General features: G+C 44.3%; 17 protein-coding genes. 4 read left to right on the forward strand and 13 right to left on the reverse strand.

Features of this window, described 5'->3' with window-relative positions; all coding sequences use genetic code 11:
• Positions 1-46: 46 nt before the first annotated feature.
• Genes der through ACOGW3_RS07800 form a run of 3 tightly spaced genes read right to left on the reverse strand, consistent with a single transcriptional unit; the run spans position 47 to position 3,535 of the window.
• Positions 47-1,516 (reverse strand): ribosome biogenesis GTPase Der, encoded by a 1,470-nt coding sequence (der, locus tag ACOGW3_RS07790; RefSeq protein WP_419902441.1) that lies wholly within the window; start codon positions 1,514-1,516, stop codon positions 47-49.
• A gap of 37 nt (positions 1,517-1,553) precedes the next feature.
• Positions 1,554-2,888: a PQQ-binding-like beta-propeller repeat protein gene (locus tag ACOGW3_RS07795; protein WP_419902442.1), complete on the reverse strand. Its 1,335-nt coding sequence runs from the start codon at positions 2,886-2,888 to the stop codon at positions 1,554-1,556.
• A 5-nt stretch (positions 2,889-2,893) separates the two neighbouring features.
• Positions 2,894-3,535 (reverse strand): tetratricopeptide repeat protein, encoded by a 642-nt coding sequence (locus tag ACOGW3_RS07800; RefSeq protein WP_419902443.1) that lies wholly within the window; start codon positions 3,533-3,535, stop codon positions 2,894-2,896.
• A 261-nt stretch (positions 3,536-3,796) separates the two neighbouring features.
• Between ACOGW3_RS07800 and ACOGW3_RS07805 the strand changes: the two genes are divergently transcribed.
• The 3 genes from ACOGW3_RS07805 (at position 3,797) to ACOGW3_RS07815 (ending at position 5,821) form a co-directional block, all read left to right on the forward strand.
• The gene (locus ACOGW3_RS07805; protein ID WP_419902444.1) at positions 3,797-4,165 is read left to right on the forward strand and encodes a hypothetical protein; all 369 of its coding nucleotides are present in this window, start codon (positions 3,797-3,799) and stop codon (positions 4,163-4,165) included.
• A 164-nt stretch (positions 4,166-4,329) separates the two neighbouring features.
• Positions 4,330-4,668, forward strand: coding sequence for a DUF2794 domain-containing protein (locus ACOGW3_RS07810; RefSeq protein WP_419902445.1), 339 nt, complete (start codon positions 4,330-4,332; stop codon positions 4,666-4,668).
• Between the two features lie 109 nt (positions 4,669-4,777).
• Positions 4,778-5,821, forward strand: coding sequence for a GGDEF domain-containing protein (locus tag ACOGW3_RS07815; protein ID WP_419902446.1), 1,044 nt, complete (start codon positions 4,778-4,780; stop codon positions 5,819-5,821).
• Positions 5,822-5,973: 152 nt separating this feature from the next.
• On the opposite strand, the gene istB is transcribed toward ACOGW3_RS07815, so the two are convergent.
• Both istB and istA read right to left on the reverse strand, forming a co-directional pair.
• Positions 5,974-6,786, reverse strand: a complete 813-nt coding sequence (gene istB / locus ACOGW3_RS07820; protein ID WP_419901088.1) for an IS21-like element helper ATPase IstB — start codon at positions 6,784-6,786, stop codon at positions 5,974-5,976.
• The gene (gene istA, locus ACOGW3_RS07825; protein WP_419901087.1) at positions 6,783-8,291 is read right to left on the reverse strand and encodes an IS21 family transposase; all 1,509 of its coding nucleotides are present in this window, start codon (positions 8,289-8,291) and stop codon (positions 6,783-6,785) included. Before istA ends, istB begins: the two co-directional genes overlap by 4 nt.
• Before the next feature lie 234 nt (positions 8,292-8,525).
• Here istA and ACOGW3_RS07830 point away from each other — a divergent pair, with 234 nt between their 5' ends.
• The gene (locus ACOGW3_RS07830) at positions 8,526-8,903 is read left to right on the forward strand and encodes a GNAT family N-acetyltransferase (RefSeq protein ID WP_419902447.1); all 378 of its coding nucleotides are present in this window, start codon (positions 8,526-8,528) and stop codon (positions 8,901-8,903) included.
• A 10-nt stretch (positions 8,904-8,913) separates the two neighbouring features.
• On the opposite strand, the gene ACOGW3_RS07835 is transcribed toward ACOGW3_RS07830, so the two are convergent.
• The 8 genes from ACOGW3_RS07835 to tnpA (ACOGW3_RS07870) form a co-directional block, all read right to left on the reverse strand.
• Positions 8,914-9,123 carry a SlyX family protein gene (locus tag ACOGW3_RS07835; RefSeq protein ID WP_419902448.1) on the reverse strand — a complete coding sequence of 70 codons (210 nt, stop codon included), beginning with the start codon at positions 9,121-9,123 and terminating at the stop codon, positions 8,914-8,916.
• A gap of 88 nt (positions 9,124-9,211) precedes the next feature.
• On the reverse strand, positions 9,212-9,523 hold the full coding sequence (locus ACOGW3_RS07840; RefSeq protein WP_419902449.1) for a hypothetical protein: 312 nt from the start codon (positions 9,521-9,523) through the stop codon (positions 9,212-9,214).
• Positions 9,524-9,980: 457 nt separating this feature from the next.
• Entirely contained in the window at positions 9,981-11,534 is a 1,554-nt protein-coding gene (guaA, locus tag ACOGW3_RS07845; RefSeq protein WP_419902482.1) for a glutamine-hydrolyzing GMP synthase, read from the reverse strand.
• Between the two features lie 206 nt (positions 11,535-11,740).
• Positions 11,741-12,562, reverse strand: coding sequence for a TSUP family transporter (locus ACOGW3_RS07850; RefSeq protein WP_419902450.1), 822 nt, complete (start codon positions 12,560-12,562; stop codon positions 11,741-11,743).
• 217 nt (positions 12,563-12,779) lie between these two features.
• Entirely contained in the window at positions 12,780-13,214 is a 435-nt protein-coding gene (locus tag ACOGW3_RS07855; protein ID WP_419902451.1) for a hypothetical protein, read from the reverse strand.
• Between the two features lie 163 nt (positions 13,215-13,377).
• Positions 13,378-13,812, reverse strand: a complete 435-nt coding sequence (tnpA, locus tag ACOGW3_RS07860) for an IS200/IS605 family transposase (RefSeq protein WP_419901154.1) — start codon at positions 13,810-13,812, stop codon at positions 13,378-13,380.
• A 103-nt stretch (positions 13,813-13,915) separates the two neighbouring features.
• A complete protein-coding gene (locus tag ACOGW3_RS07865) occupies positions 13,916-14,467 on the reverse strand; it encodes a hypothetical protein (protein WP_419902452.1) in 552 nt (183 codons plus the stop codon).
• A 220-nt stretch (positions 14,468-14,687) separates the two neighbouring features.
• A complete protein-coding gene (gene tnpA, locus ACOGW3_RS07870) occupies positions 14,688-15,122 on the reverse strand; it encodes an IS200/IS605 family transposase (protein WP_419901154.1) in 435 nt (144 codons plus the stop codon).
• Between the last annotated feature and the right edge of the window lie 183 nt (positions 15,123-15,305).

The raw sequence follows: 15,305 nt of genomic DNA on the forward strand, positions 1-15,305 counted from the left end.
CCTTAGACGTATAAGAAAAAGGCCGCTTTTAAAGCGGCCTTTTTTATTACTGATTTCGTTTCTTTTTACCAGCGTAAGGATTATCGCCCTTTTTCATATGCATTCTCAGCGGCACTCCCGGAATATCAAAGGTTTGTCGAAGATTATTTTCGAGAAACCTTGTGTAAGAAGCCGGGAGGTCTTCTGGTAATGAGCATGAAATGGCAAAGGTCGGCGGACGTGCACGTGCTTGGGTAATGTATTTCAGCTTAATCCGTCGTCCACCAGGTGCGGGTGGTGGATGCCTCTCTAGCAACTCAGCCAACCAGCGATTCAAACCTGCAGTTGGTAATCTGATGTTCCAGACGTCATAAACATCTAAGACCATATCCAGCATCTTGTTTAATTTGTGCCCTTTAAGAGCAGAAATCGTCACGACAGGAATGCCTTTAACCTGAGGCAAGGAAGTCAGCAAGCGGTCTTTCAACCGCTGCATCACAGCGTCCTTATCTTTACAGATATCCCATTTGTTAATCACGATAATGAGGGCACGCCCTTCATCGATCACATGGCGGGCAATGGTCAGATCCTGTTTATCCAACACACCGTCGGGATCAAGAACAAGAGCAACCACCTGAGCATACTTCAATGCACGAATGGTGTCTGAAGCCGAGAGCTTTTCAACTTTGTCTTCAATTTTAGATCGCCGACGTAAACCAGCTGTATCAACGAGTTTTAGCGGACGACCTTTATATTCCCATTCAACAGCAATCGCATCACGTGTAATGCCGGCTTCTGGACCAGTCAAAAGACGGTCTTCATCAATAAGTTTGTTAATCAATGTCGATTTGCCGACGTTAGGGCGACCCACAATAGCAAGCTGTAGTGGTCCTCTTTCTTTTTCGTCTTCTTCGAATTCCACAAAGTCATCGTCAAGAGCTTCTTCGTCTTCTAGAGCTTCTTCTTTACCGCTATCTGCTGTTTCTTCTTCGATTTCAACAGGCTGGGCGAAAACTTTAGAAGCAGCCTCTTCTTCGGCTGCACGCTTCATGTGCTCACTGATAACATCATAAAGATCACTACTGCCCAAGCCATGTTCAGCAGAGAATGGGATAGGTTCCCCCAAACCAAGTCGGTAGGCATCGATCAAGCCTTCATCACCAACCTTGCCTTCGCATTTGTTGGCCATCAAAGCAATCGGTGTTTTACCCCGCCGTAGATGCTTGGCGAAATGTTCATCAATAGGCATCACCCCAACGCGGGCGTCAATGACCATAATAACAAGATCAGAATCTTCCACGGCACGTTCCGTCTGTCGACGCATTCTCGCTTCCAAGCTACCGTCAAAGGCTTCTTCGAGCCCAGCAGTATCGATAATACGAAAACGGCAATCAAACAGATAGGCATCGCCTTCGCGGCGATCACGGGTAACACCAGGTTGATCGTCGACCAATGCCAAGCGTTTACCGACAAGGCGGTTGAAGAGCGTCGACTTACCCACATTGGGACGGCCCACAATAGCTACTGTGAAAGTCATTACTTTAGTCTTTCTCTCGCTGATAAGCCGTTCAGGCTTACTGCATCGCGATAATTTCTGCTTCTGCTGTCAGGAAGTACAAACTATTTCCGACAACAACTGGTGGCATTGCAGCCCCATCTGGCAGTTCCAGATAACCCAAAACTTCTCCGGTATAAGGAGAAAGTGAAATAGCTTCGCCATGAGAACCAGCTGCGATTAGTCTATCACTGGCAAGAACAGGCCCTTGCCATACGATTAAACCTTTTCGATCTTCTGGATCTATGTACCGTGGTAATGGTTGCACCCAACGAATACGACCATCCTGACGCCTTACGGCTGCAATTTGGGAATCATTGGTAAGAACATAAATAAACTCTCCCGCTACCCATGGCATCTGAACGCCACCAATATCGGTATCCCATAGTCGCACCCCTTCTTTCAGGTCAATGGCAACCATTCGGCCGGAGTGACTTACCGCGATAACACGATCTCTGTCAATAACAGGTATAGCCCGGATATGTGCAAGATCTGTCAGAGGATCGGTTTTTTTGACTGAAGACAGATCTAGAGTCCACTCAACGTCTCCTTCAATGACATCAATTGCCACGATTTCGCCAGAAGAATAAGGAACGATAAGTTTTCGACCTGCAACAGCAGCACTCGCACCGCCGAGGAGGCTTGTTTCAGACTGAACACCAATATGGCTCCACAGGCGACGCCCATCATCGGCCGCCAGGGCAAGGGTCTGATTATCAAGGGTTACAATAAATACACGACCACCATTTACCGTTGGAGCTGCGCGCATAGGAGCTGGCGCATTTTGCACCCAAATGACATCGCCGGAACGGACATCAAGTGCAAAAACCCTTGCAAAACCGGTTGTCACATAGATGCGACCATCAGCATAGGCTATACCGCCCCCAAAATAACCATCGTCTTCATCCGCTGGCTCAAGATCTTTTTCCCAAAAGACCTTCCCTGTTACACGGTCAAATGCCTTTACCGTAGAACGGGCATCCATGGTAAAGAGGACAGATTCAACGACCAGCGGCTGAGCAAGAATAAGTTCATCACCGTCGCTTTCCTCGCCAATATCATCGGTCCAGGTTTCACGTGGCAAATCACTTAGCGATAAATGGAACATCGCGTGTGCAGGGTTACCACCGTTGTGAGTCCAGTAGGTGTTGACAAAAGGTTGAGGTAGAATAATCCGCTGATCAGCAATTGTCGGATCTGCTGTTAGTCCTTTGTCCACTGATTGAATGGAAATACGAGCCCCGGGTAAAGGTGGTAATTCTTCATCACCGAACCATTCATCGGTAAGACTACATCCCGTCAGTACAAAACCTAGTCCTAAGACCAAAATGACTTTCCGCATTTCCAACAACATCAAAATTACTCCGCCAAGCTCTCAAGTATTTGGACAGCGCGCCCTCTCATACCGTTTGGTGTCTCGGTATCATCAGCCAGCTGTTGGAAAAATGTACGGGCTGCAGCATTGTCGCCTTCGCGCAAAGCCACAAGAGCCTGTAACTCAATAGCGCTTGAACGGAAAGGAGCACCAGCAACAGAAAGGTTTGCTAAACGTTGTTTGACATCGGCAACATCACCTTGTTCAACCAAGTGCATTGCTGCCAGCAACGATGCAACATCTTTCAGCTTTTGGATCGGAGGATCACTCTTGGCGATATCATCCCAAATAGCAATTGCAGCGGCGCTATCGCCTTCATCAGAAAGCATCCGGGCCTGTTCAAAACGCGCAAGCGTTCCGTATCCATCGTCCTCGGTAGCTAAACCCACAAGCTTGTTGTGAGCTTCATCCTTTTTCCCCTCTTCGCTAAGCGCAAAAGCAGCAGCAAAAGTTTGTGATTTCTCTGATTGAACGGATTGCTGATAGTTCTGCCAGACTTTAATACCAATTGTCGCGAGAACAATCGCTACAGCTGCACCAATTACCCAATTACCATATTTTTTCCAAAGAACCTCAACGCGCTCACGTTTTAGGTCTTCTTCGATTTCCTGAAAAATATCAGCCACTAATTAATAATCCCTCGGTTTACGAACACTTGAATCTTTCTTTCGTCCTCCCGGCAAAAGGCGAACAAATCAGACTGCACTCGAAATTCGTTGAAGTTTATATAGAAATTTTGCCTTCTCAACAATCGCCAATAACTAAAATCGTCCGTTATCTCACGTCGATTTGCATTAATATCCTAATATTTTATTTACCAACACCTTATAAACTAATACCACAGGCATTCTGTCGACGTCATGTTCGACTTGAAACTAGGCAAAATTATGAAACGCGTACTTGGTATTATTCTCGCTAGCATTTTTACTCTTTCATTCCTTTCGGGATGCAGTCCCATTACAACTGCCGCAAGTGTCGGTACGCTCGTACATACCGACAAAACCATATCGGACCACTTCGTTAGCTGGGCAATGGCTAAAGACTGCTCCATTCTTTATTCCTCCAAAGGTGAAGCTTACTGCCGAGATGAAGAATTAGAGAATGGATTGGCAAACTCCTGGTATGAAAATCTATATTGTTATCGGAATATAGGTGGTGTCACCTGTTATGAGTCACCTTATGATGAAGCAAGCTCCCAAACGACGATATATCACAGCCCTCAATCCTCTCAGCCAGCGGTTGCCACAGGAAATTAAACAGGGAATTAAGCCAAAAATTAAGTTGGGATTTTATCTGGGAATTATGTCTGGATATAAACGTTCAAAAACGTCTAAACACCATCTATTGAGCAATTTTATAGATTTTTCACCAAAAATCATCCACTCTGTACTTTGAAGGAGAATAGTGGAGTAAGGAATATATGACCGCAGTCTATTATTTGAACAAAGGAAAAAAATCGTCACTTCATGTCACCTTTAACCGAAGTGAACTCGGGCTCCTTCTATCCGTTTACAGCCAAAGAGTAGCTAAAGGTGAGTGGCGCGATTATGCAATTGACCTATTAGGGGATTGCGCCGTTTTTTCAATATTTAGGCATGCTCATGAAACCCCCTTGTTTGCAGTTGTAAAAACGAAGGGCCATAAGAACAAATATGATGAATTTACCGTGTATAACGGACAAAAGCGATTAAATCGGTCCCGTAACTTATCTGAAGCCCTTGAGGTCTTTAACAACACACTGGTTCCGATGAACCATTAAATAATTTTTTACAATACAATCGATATTGTAATTTATCCAATACATTAACAACGACAAGACTCACACAAGAGTTCTGAGAGTAAATTTAGACATTAAGGAAATACCAAAAATGTTGGTTGCCGATACTTTTGCAAATGCTCAAGAATATTCTGAGCAAGCCATTAAAGTTATGAAGCAAAGGGCCATCCCATCGACGCCATCCAACTTTACGATTTGGTATGATTATGTCAGTGGGAAAAATCCGCATCTGACGACAGCTATCAACGATATAATAAGTGGTGATGGTCTGTTTTCAGCAGAGGTTTCGAACGAGCTCTATACCAATTTTTATCTCACCGATAAGCAGCAAAGCGAAAACATCCACGAAGCTGGAGACAAGCTCCAGAAAACTCTGAAACACGTTATTGAGCAGATCAGCGAAGCCGGAAGTGACACAGAAAACTATGGAGAAAAAATCGCCAGCCTCGCGATAGATATCTCTGAAACCATTTCGGGGCAAGAAGGGTCAACTTCGCTTAAGGACTTTGTTGCTGAAATCGTCCGGGAAACGGCGACAATAACAGAGAAAAATAGAGCTCTACAGGGCCAGCTACAACAATCTTCAAATGAGATCAGTAGTCTCCAACAAAATTTGGAGAAGGTAAGAACAGAATCTCTAACGGATGCCTTAACCCAGATTGGAAACAGAAAACACTTCGACAACAAACTTATTGAAGAGACCAAATCATCAATAGAAGAAAACTCAGAGCTCTGCTTGTTATTGATGGATATTGACCATTTCAAAAAATTTAATGACACTTACGGCCACCGGGTCGGTGATGAAGTCCTTAAAGTTGTCGCTAGGATGATAAAAAGCGCAGTAAAAGGTCAAGATACTCCTGCGCGTTATGGCGGTGAAGAGTTTACCTGTATCCTGCCAAATACAAGTCTTCATGATGCAGCGAGCCTAGCTGATCAAATCCGTGAAAAAATCTCAAAACAGGTCCTAAAAAATAAGAAAACGGGTCAGGGATTTGGCCGTATTACTCTTTCCATTGGCGTATCCAAGTATGTACGTGAAGAGCCTCTAGAAGGTTTTGTCCAACGGGCCGACGAAGCTCTTTACCGGGCAAAAGATCAGGGACGAAATCGGGTAATCAAAGAAATATCTTGAACCTTACAGAGCTGATCCCATACATCTCCAAACTACAGATAAAGTGAATAGTCGATGCATTTGACTTTTGAGCCTTGTAGAGCGTCAACCACTTTGTCCGGTTGCGTCAACCACCTTGGCCGCTTTTGATGCGGCTGTGATCTGACGTTTATTTACGATGCTTCAGGCATATTTTTCACCTTTTTGTTTGTGGTTTTCCGCAACATTTTTTTGAGATTTTGGGCGGCTTCCCATTGTCTGTAGCTGTCGATATTCATCTCAAGAATGGTTGAGTGGTGAACAAGACGATCGATTGCTGCAACGGTCATGGCCTTATCTTGAAAAATATTGTCCCATCCGCTAAAAGGTTGATTGGCAGCAATTGCAATACTTCGGTACTCATATCGTCTGGCGATCAATTCAAAGAGCACGGATGTTTCAGATATATCCCTTTGTGCATAGGTAATATCATCGAGAATGATGAGATCAAATTTATCGAGTTTTGCGAGGGCGTTTTCGAGCATAAGTTCACGTCTGGCAGCCTGGAGTTTTTGCACCAGATCACTGGTTTGCGTATAGAGCACACGGTATCCAGCCTCTATAAGAGCATAACCTACGGCGCATAGGAGATGAGTTTTTCCTCCCCCTGAATTTCCAATGGCAATCAGATTTGCTCTTGCGTCAATCCAGTCACCGGCAGACAAGGCTTCGACCTGCGCCTTTTTCACGTTAGGCAGCCGCTTGAAGTTAAAAGTGGCCAGAGTTTTTCCGCCCAGCAGGTTTGATGCGTTGAGATGGCGTTGAATGCGTCGCGTGTCCCTTTCGGCCAATTCATATTCGGCCAAAACGGCAAGGAACCTGGCTGCTGACCAGCCCTCCTTGTCGGATTGGATTGCGATATCTTGCCAGTGTTTGTGAAAGCTGGGTAATCGTAAGTCAGTTAGCATAAGAGGCAGCTTGTGCTGATCCACTTCAATGTTTGTCATGCCCGATCCTCCAACAGAGTATCAAAGACTGATAATGAAGGTTGAACCACGGGAATATCAGGAGGTAAATCCGTGTTCTTTTTTGTGATATTCAGCTTAAGTTTTTTTGCGCAAGGTAGCCTTCCTGCATTGATTTCTCTCGAAATCAGGTGCGCGACTTCGGCCTCACAAGCCTCTTCGTGCGCAAGGAAAAGTATCCCAACCATCTGACGACACGCATCTCTGCGGGACAACTTTTTCTGAAACAATGTCCAGGCCAGGGAGTACTCGGTTCTTGGAAAAATACTGTCACGATAAATAGAATTGGCGAGTGCCTGAGGTTTACGTTTGAGAGCATGAATGACGTGATGATAATTGATAACATGAATGCGGGGGCCTTTGCCGTGCCCCCGCTCACGAGAATGGCTGACGACATGAGTGCTGCCTAGATAGGCTTCTATCCGGTTATCGTAAATATGGACACGCAAGCGTTGACCAATTAGGCGAGAAGGGGCGCTATAAAAAACCTGCTTAACTAAAAAACCACTTGTTTTGGTAACTCTCGACACGACTTCAGTGTAATCTGTTGTTCGCCGAGGAGGTAACGCCTTGAGAGATTTCAACTCTGTTTGGATATCTTGGTCACGATGTTTGTTCCGTCTAGCAATCAGCTCGTCCAAAAATCGCCGATACTCATCCAAAGTGTCAAAGTCATTACTGCCACGCAAAATCAGGGCCTGCTTTATCGCAGTCTTAAGGTGACCGTGGTGAGATTCAATGGCACCGTTCTCGTGTGATTCCCCTCTGTTATTTCGACTGGCCTCCATACCGTAGTGCTCAACAAAAGCAGAATAACGTTTGGTAATGTCCTCCTTTTCCTCAACGCTCAAATTCCGAAAGGCCGCAGACAGGCTGTCGGTCCGGTGGTTTTCAGGAGCGCCCCCCAAGGACCAAAGCGCATTTTGTAAGTTCTCCGCAAGGGCTGTAAAACTCTCACCGCCAAGTACGACCCCAACATGTTCCCATCGGCTATATACCAGAACAAAATGATAGAGCCGATGCACCAAAGGATCTCCTGCAATGGTAATACTTAAGTCGGCTGCATCCGTGAAATCTGATTGGCCCATGTAACCCGGCTCAGGTGTTTGCCTGAAAATGATATCCTTTTCAGGGCCATTCAGAGCCCGCCATCCCCGAACTCGGCGCTCTAACGTGCGCTTGACACGGTCATCGGGAAAACGGAGCGGATAGAGGCTCTGTATGTGGCGCAACAAAGTAATGGGTTTGACCGAGTTGTCTTTATCCAAAATGGGAAGGATGTCCTTATCCCAGATATCTTCAAGCGGATCAGAAACTGTTCGCCCTCGCTTTATATTGCGTTGTGACGGTAAAGTCGCATCAACGTCAAATCGGCGGGCCGTGCGTTCGCTAAACCCTGCGCGGGCAGCGGCGGTTCGTTGACCATGAGTTTTTCTATCTGTCATGTAAAGTCTCAGTTGTTCATCTGTGATAAATTTATACGGCAAACAGGTTCCTCCAATTACATCTAGAGGTTCCTAATTTATCAACTCACAGCAGCTTGTAACTAACACCAAATTAAGCCTTGGCCGGTGGATCTGATTATCAAACGGGCACGCCCTTTTTAATGATCAGATCCACCGGCCAAGGTGGTTGTCGCAACCGGCCAAGGTTATTGTCGCTGAACAGAGCCTGTCGAAATCTGCGACCTTGAAGTTCTTGTGACAATCAGGATTTCAGCAATGAAAGAAAGTCTCGAAAATGTCGGCCGTTTTGACCCTGACCGCGCACGAACAAGGTTTGTAGAGACCTTCAAATCAACAGACACGGTAAAAATCGTTCACAACGATGAAATCGTTGCCTTCTATATGCTTACCACAATGGATAAACATTTCTGGCTCAATCATTTATATATAAAGCCTGATTTTCAGGGATATGGCATTGGCTCGCGTATTATGGCTGCTATATTTGTAAAATCGAAGGAACAAGTACTTCCTGTTAAGCTGTGTGCTTTAAAAGAAAGTAAAGCAAACATATTTTATAAGAACCACGGCTTTGTTGAGACCCATTCAGATGAATGGGACCATTACTATACCCGTGCCGAAACTATCGGAAATTGAGACCTCAAATTTAAATCATCACGCCAAGTGAGTTTGCATCTTCGTTATCTGGTGTTTCGATATTTTCCAATACCTGTTGCATCCGATCCAATCGCTTACTTAAAGTCTCTATTGTCTGCCACTGTTGAGCGAGAACATCACTTAACTCAGTGATCGTTTTCTCCTGTTCAGCAATATAAGTCTCAAGCGTGATTATACGTTCTTGAAATTCCTCACTCACCCTACCTCATCCTCTCACACAAAAGAGAATTACGAACCAGATCCATAAACTTTATCCTTGAATATCACTGTTAATATCAACAGTTTCGTCAGTGTATTTGATCAATTTTCAAACGGGTTTCCATCTTCATACGCTCCGCCATCCGATTGTACTCATCGACCATGCTTTCCGCATTGTGCTTGAGGTTGTTTAAATAGCCTTTAGGGTTTCGTAACTCCCAATGTTCCGGCCCCCAGATCAGCTCACCTTTGGATTGTTTTAAACGCAGATACTGCGGAGAACACCAAACTTCACCTTCACCACTAGATTGGTGATAAAACCAAAGATTATTTTCATCTGCATCCTTATAAAGAGCTTTCAAACTCATTAAAATTGCAGATTCCTGAACAGAAGTACTCATAGCAGGCCCCTTTCCACTGTTAAGTGAGGCGTAGAGTTTACTCCATGTTTGAAGGCAAAACTATCTTCTGGATAATTTTTCTTTCAAAGCTACATAATTCCATTATAATATTTCGATAATTCTGGAATAATGGTAAAATAAGGACTAACTGTCATGAACACTGATCAAAGTACAGAAGAGTCAGACAATAAGAGCAATAAAGCAGCGGAAAAATCTTGTTGTGGAGGCTCAGCAATCACGCGAGAAGATGCCTGTTGTCAAGCGGATGAAAAGATCAAAAATCTTGGGGGCACAGGATGTGGTTGTGTATGTAGCTCCCCTAAAGACACCTAAGCATTAAGAAAAGCACGTCTGTAGATTAATAATAAAATGCTCGATGAAGTACAAACACCAAAGGGCGAAACACTCCGGTTCCGCCCTTTGGTTTTCTAAAATATCACGACCAATGCTTGCCGTCTTATTCCCACTCAATGGTTCCTGGTGGTTTGGATGTGCAATCGTAAACCACGCGGTTGATACCACGGACTTCATTGATAATACGATTTGTCACACGACCAAGGAACTCGTGATCAAAGTGATAATAGTCTGCTGTCATGCCATCAGTCGAGGTTACAGCGCGTAGAGCACAGACAAAATCATAGGTTCTCGCATCGCCCATAACACCGACAGTTCGAACCGGAAGCAACACAGCAAAAGCCTGCCAGATCTCGTCGTAAAGGCCAGCCTTACGGATCTCTTCGAGATAGATTGCATCAGCCTTGCGAAGGATGTCACAGTTCTCTGGAGTTAAAGGTTGGCCAGGAATACGAATAGCAAGACCAGGTCCCGGGAAAGGATGACGATCAACAAAACTATCCGGTAACCCTAACTCGCGACCAAGGCCTCGAACTTCGTCTTTGAACAGCTCTCTAAGAGGTTCAACAAGCTTCATGTTCATGCGTTCTGGAAGTCCACCAACATTGTGGTGAGACTTGATCGTTACGCTGGGACCACCTGTGAAAGATACTGATTCGATCACATCAGGATAAAGCGTTCCCTGAGCGAGGAAGTCGGCGCCACCAATTCTGTTGGCTTCTTCTTCGAAGACATCGATGAAAAGACCTCCAATGGTTTTGCGCTTTTTCTCAGGGTCAAATTCATCGCCCAGAGCATCAAAAAAACGATCAGCCGCGTTCACATGAACAAGTTCAATATTGTAGTGATCTTTAAAGAGCGAAACCACCTGCTCCGCTTCTCCCATACGCATAAAGCCAGTGTCAACAAACACACAGGTCAATTGCTCACCAATGGCTTCGTGAAGCAACACTGCAACGACCGAACTATCCACTCCGCCGGAAAGGCCACAAATAACTTTACCGTCGCCAACTTGTGCGCGAATGGCTTCGATCTTCTGATCTTTGAAAGCAGACATTGTCCAGTCACCGGAACAACCCGCAACACCATGTGTAAAGTTTTTCAGAAGCTGTGCGCCATGTGGCGTATGGTAAACCTCGGGATGGAACTGGACGGCGTAAAATTTCTTTTCATCGTTGGCGACAGCCGCATAGGGCGCGCCTTCGGAGGTTGCAACAACTCTAAAGTCAGGAGCAAGTTTACCGACACGATCACCGTGGCTCATCCAGACCTGTTCTTGTGTTCCAACACCCCAAACGCCGTGAAATAGAGCACAATCTTCTGTGATGTCAATAATTGCGCGACCAAATTCCTGATGGTCAGATGTTTCAACTTTACCACCAAGTTGTTCCATCATGGTCTGTTGGCCATAACAGATACCCAGAACAGGAACACCCATTTCAAACACCTTAGTCGGTGCTGAAGGGGAATCATCCCAAGTCACAGAGGCAGGACCGCCAGATAGAATGATTGCTTTTGGAGAGTAACTATCCAAAAAAGCATCATCGATGGTGTTAAAGGGATGGATCTCTGAATAGACACCACTTTCGCGCACACGGCGAGCGATAAGCTGGGTTACCTGAGACCCGAAATCAATAATGAGAATACGATCAGTCATGGATGGAACTCGTGCTCCGCAATAAGCCCGACACCAAGTATTGGAAATCCCAATACCAGCATCCAGGGCGAGTTCAGTTTCACGCCCCTTACCTGCCGCAAAGTGTGACAAATGTCAAAGGCAGAAACACCCGTTTCTCTAGTTTTTTGTAGATAATATCATGAAGTAGAAAGGTGAACTTTCTCTTCTAAACATCAAATTATTTTCTACGAAAGAAAAACATCCAAAAGCGAAACTACCCACTGATCCCAAAACCGAGCAAGGATATGATCGGGGTTTGAGTGAATTAATTTTACAGTCATGAGAATCGAAGTCAGCACCAGTAGAGGACGAATAATCCGAGCGCCGTGTTTCATCGTCATGTGCGCACCGAGATATCCCCCTGCGACGGAACCACAAGCCATAATCAGTCCCACGGACCAAACCAGACTATCACTGAGAATAAAAAACAACAGAGATGCAAAATTACTGGTGAAATTAAGGAGTTTCGCGTGTGCTGTGGCCTTTAGCATGTTGTAACCAAGCAGGGTTACAATGGCGAGGGTAAAGAACGACCCCGTGCCTGGCCCGAAAAATCCATCATAAAAGCCAATACCTGTACCAAAGAAAAAGGCAAATACATTACGAGAGATCCGTTGGTGGCGATCATCTTCACCTAGTTTTCGTTGAAACAAGAAATAGATTGCAATTGCAATCAGTAAAAACGGGATGGCATTGACGAGAAAGCTGCTGTCTACGGATCGTAAAACCACAACGCCCGAAGCAGCACCAATAAAGGTCAAAATGATGGGCAGTATCCAAACGCGGATATCTAGATGCCCTTTACGGACAAAGTTCAGTGTTGCAGAAAATGTCCCAAATGATCCCTGCAGCTTGTTTGTCGCGATTGCCTGGATGGGAGAAAGACCGACCGTTAGCAGAACAGGAAGGGTGATTAATCCCCCTCCTCCAGCAATGGCATCAACAAAGCCCGCAAAGAAACCAGCTGCAAACATAAGAGCAAGAAGCTCTGGTGAGAAAAAATCCATATTAGGAAGACCTGTCTGACCGTTAAGCCACAGAATTTAAAGATATTGCACTTGGGCAAAAAGCCTTCGGCCTCTTTTTCATAACAAGCTTCCCTGACAATTACAGCAAGGATATTGTCAGGACACAAATTGTCATCGCATCAATTTCGATATGAGCGCCTTAGGAACGTGATCCTACCTAACCACTTTTATTAAAGGCATAAATAAGCCTTTCGAATTAAAACCTCAGACCAAAGTGCGAAATATTTATAACAATTTTTGTGCTGTCCCAAGGTTTTGAATAGCTAGAAACATCAAGTTCAACTGAATCTTGGCCGGACAGCCATGCGTTGTGTATATATAAGTAAAATTCATCGGACCCATCTATATCGATCCCATTAACATTATTAATCCTGTCACCCTCTTTTAGGTTCTCATTTACATTGGAATTGACTCGACGAATTATCGTCGATCTATAATATCCCTTTGTGCCAACTGATATATTCGCCTTATCAGTATCAAAGCTATTATTAATCAAATGAAGTTTTTCTTGGCGTCCAGATATTGCCTCTCTTATCCGTAACGATGAAACATTAACGATCAGTTGAGTACCATATTTCAGCGCCTCACTATAATTTCCCTGATCACGTTTACTAATTACCAGCCAGTTCAATGCGTTGTCATACGCATTACCCTCTGGATACTCTCTAAGAACTGTTTTAAAATACCTATCTGCTTTTGTTGGCTCTCCCTTAATAGTTAAATGACCCCCGGCAAAGCCGGGGGCTTAAGCGGGTGAGCCCCTTAAAGGGGCAAATTGGGAACCGCTAAAGCGGTTATGGATTGAATATATCCATTTGGTCAAAGTACTTATCACGCTCTTCTTGCGTTCTGATATACTCCCTCACCATCTGTTCATCGAGCCCTACAGTTGAGACGAAATATCCACGGGCCCAAAAATTTTCACCCTTGAAATTCCGTGCTTTATTTTTGAATTTTCGAGCTATGGCAATCGCGCTTTTTCCTTTTAGGTATCCAACGACTTTTGAAACAGCATGTTTGGGCGGTATGCTGATACACATGTGAATGTGATCCGGCATCAAATGGCCCTCCTCAATCTTACTTTCGCGATGCCCGGCCAGTTCATGGAAAATTTCACCAAGATACTGACGTAGGTTGCCATAGATAACTTTTTGCCTGCGTTTAGGGATGAAAACCACGTGGTATTTACAATCCCATCTCGTATGTGCAAGGCTTTTGTAATCTCTCATCGGCTAATTCCTTTGTTATTTTGGTCAATAAACAAAGAAATGTAAGACCGTGGGAACGGTCAAACCATTGAGAGTCCCCCGGCATAGCCGGGGGTTTACCGGATTAAATTAGGTAAAACCAGCCTATTTCTGCATAAGCATCATCAGCGTAAATCTTATCTGGTTGTTCCAAGACATATTTCCGTAGCTGCGATAAATAGGGCTTGTAGTCATCGTTATGCTTGTTTGCCAGTGCAGCTAAAAAAAGTTCCTTATGGTAATATTCTCCATCATTATTATATAACAACTCCATAATATTGGAAGCAGCCCGATGGAAACTTACATAATTGCCAAAAAAATTAATTAATGAATTACAAAGAACTTCTTCCCCTTCTCGGAAGATACTTGCGTCCTTGAACTCACGAAAATCTCCGCAACGTTTAAGAAAATGCCCCCTTTTTTGAAGTGCATTTAAGTTTGCGCTTGTAATCTCCAGATCCCATGCCAGAAAAAAATCACGTAAATTAAGAATTGAAGAAGATTCGATCGTTTGTGAAACTACATTGTAAAAGCTAATACCGCAGTCAAAGCTCAATCTCTCAATGTCACCCAACTTCATAACTGCACTATAATTTATTCCAAACAATCTAGTGAATTTATCATAAAACTCTTCCAATGATCCGCTCAACGAACGGTAATTCATATTCACGAACTGTCTTCGGTAATCAATACATTCACCCCAAAATTCTTTTTCAGAATTTTGAAGTAAAACACGCAATTTTGAAGTTAGTATGGGGTTCTCTCCGGGATAACGACTAGTTAAATGACCCCCGGCAAAGCCGGGGGCTTAAGCGGGTGAGCCCCTTAAAGGGGCAAATTGGGAACCGCTAAAGCGGTTATGGATTGAATATATCCATTTGGTCAAAGTACTTATCACGCTCTTCTTGCGTTCTGATATACTCCCTCACCATCTGTTCATCGAGCCCTACAGTTGAGACGAAATATCCACGGGCCCAAAAATTTTCACCCTTGAAATTCCGTGCTTTATTTTTGAATTTTCGAGCTATGGCAATCGCGCTTTTTCCTTTTAGGTATCCAACGACTTTTGAAACAGCATGTTTGGGCGGTATGCTGATACACATGTGAATGTGATCCGGCATCAAATGGCCCTCCTCAATCTTACTTTCGCGATGCCCGGCCAGTTCATGGAAAATTTCACCAAGATACTGACGTAGGTTGCCATAGATAACTTTTTGCCTGCGTTTAGGGATGAAAACCACGTGGTATTTACAATCCCATCTCGTATGTGCAAGGCTTTTGTAATCTCTCATCGGCTAATTCCTTTGTTATTTTGGTCAATAAACAAAGAAATGTAAGACCGTGGTAACGGTCAAACCATTGAGAGTCCCCCGGCATAGCCGGGGGTTTACCGGATTAAATTAACTCCGCCTGATACTTATCAAATACTGCAGAAATTATGTCTTTATCACCTATGTTCAGCGACAATAACCTTG

The organism is Kiloniella sp. (genome assembly GCF_965205715.1).
In the GTDB taxonomy this organism is placed as follows: Bacteria; Pseudomonadota; Alphaproteobacteria; order Kiloniellales; family Kiloniellaceae; genus Kiloniella.

Excerpts from the sequence above, each read along its gene's own strand:
- der (WP_419902441.1), bottom strand. The coding sequence starts at position 1,516 with ATGACTTTCACAGTAGCTATTGTGGGCCGTCCCAATGTGGGTAAGTCG.
- ACOGW3_RS07795 (WP_419902442.1), bottom strand. The coding sequence starts at position 2,888 with ATGTTGTTGGAAATGCGGAAAGTCATTTTGGTCTTAGGACTAGGTTTT.
- ACOGW3_RS07805 (WP_419902444.1), top strand. The coding sequence starts at position 3,797 with ATGAAACGCGTACTTGGTATTATTCTCGCTAGCATTTTTACTCTTTCA.
- ACOGW3_RS07810 (WP_419902445.1), top strand. The coding sequence starts at position 4,330 with ATGACCGCAGTCTATTATTTGAACAAAGGAAAAAAATCGTCACTTCAT.
- ACOGW3_RS07815 (WP_419902446.1), top strand. The coding sequence starts at position 4,778 with ATGTTGGTTGCCGATACTTTTGCAAATGCTCAAGAATATTCTGAGCAA.
- istB (WP_419901088.1), bottom strand. The coding sequence starts at position 6,786 with ATGACAAACATTGAAGTGGATCAGCACAAGCTGCCTCTTATGCTAACT.
- ACOGW3_RS07830 (WP_419902447.1), top strand. The coding sequence starts at position 8,526 with ATGAAAGAAAGTCTCGAAAATGTCGGCCGTTTTGACCCTGACCGCGCA.
- ACOGW3_RS07840 (WP_419902449.1), bottom strand. The coding sequence starts at position 9,523 with ATGAGTACTTCTGTTCAGGAATCTGCAATTTTAATGAGTTTGAAAGCT.
- guaA (WP_419902482.1), bottom strand. The coding sequence starts at position 11,534 with ATGACTGATCGTATTCTCATTATTGATTTCGGGTCTCAGGTAACCCAG.
- ACOGW3_RS07850 (WP_419902450.1), bottom strand. The coding sequence starts at position 12,562 with ATGGATTTTTTCTCACCAGAGCTTCTTGCTCTTATGTTTGCAGCTGGT.
- tnpA (WP_419901154.1), bottom strand. The coding sequence starts at position 13,812 with ATGAGAGATTACAAAAGCCTTGCACATACGAGATGGGATTGTAAATAC.
- tnpA (WP_419901154.1), bottom strand. The coding sequence starts at position 15,122 with ATGAGAGATTACAAAAGCCTTGCACATACGAGATGGGATTGTAAATAC.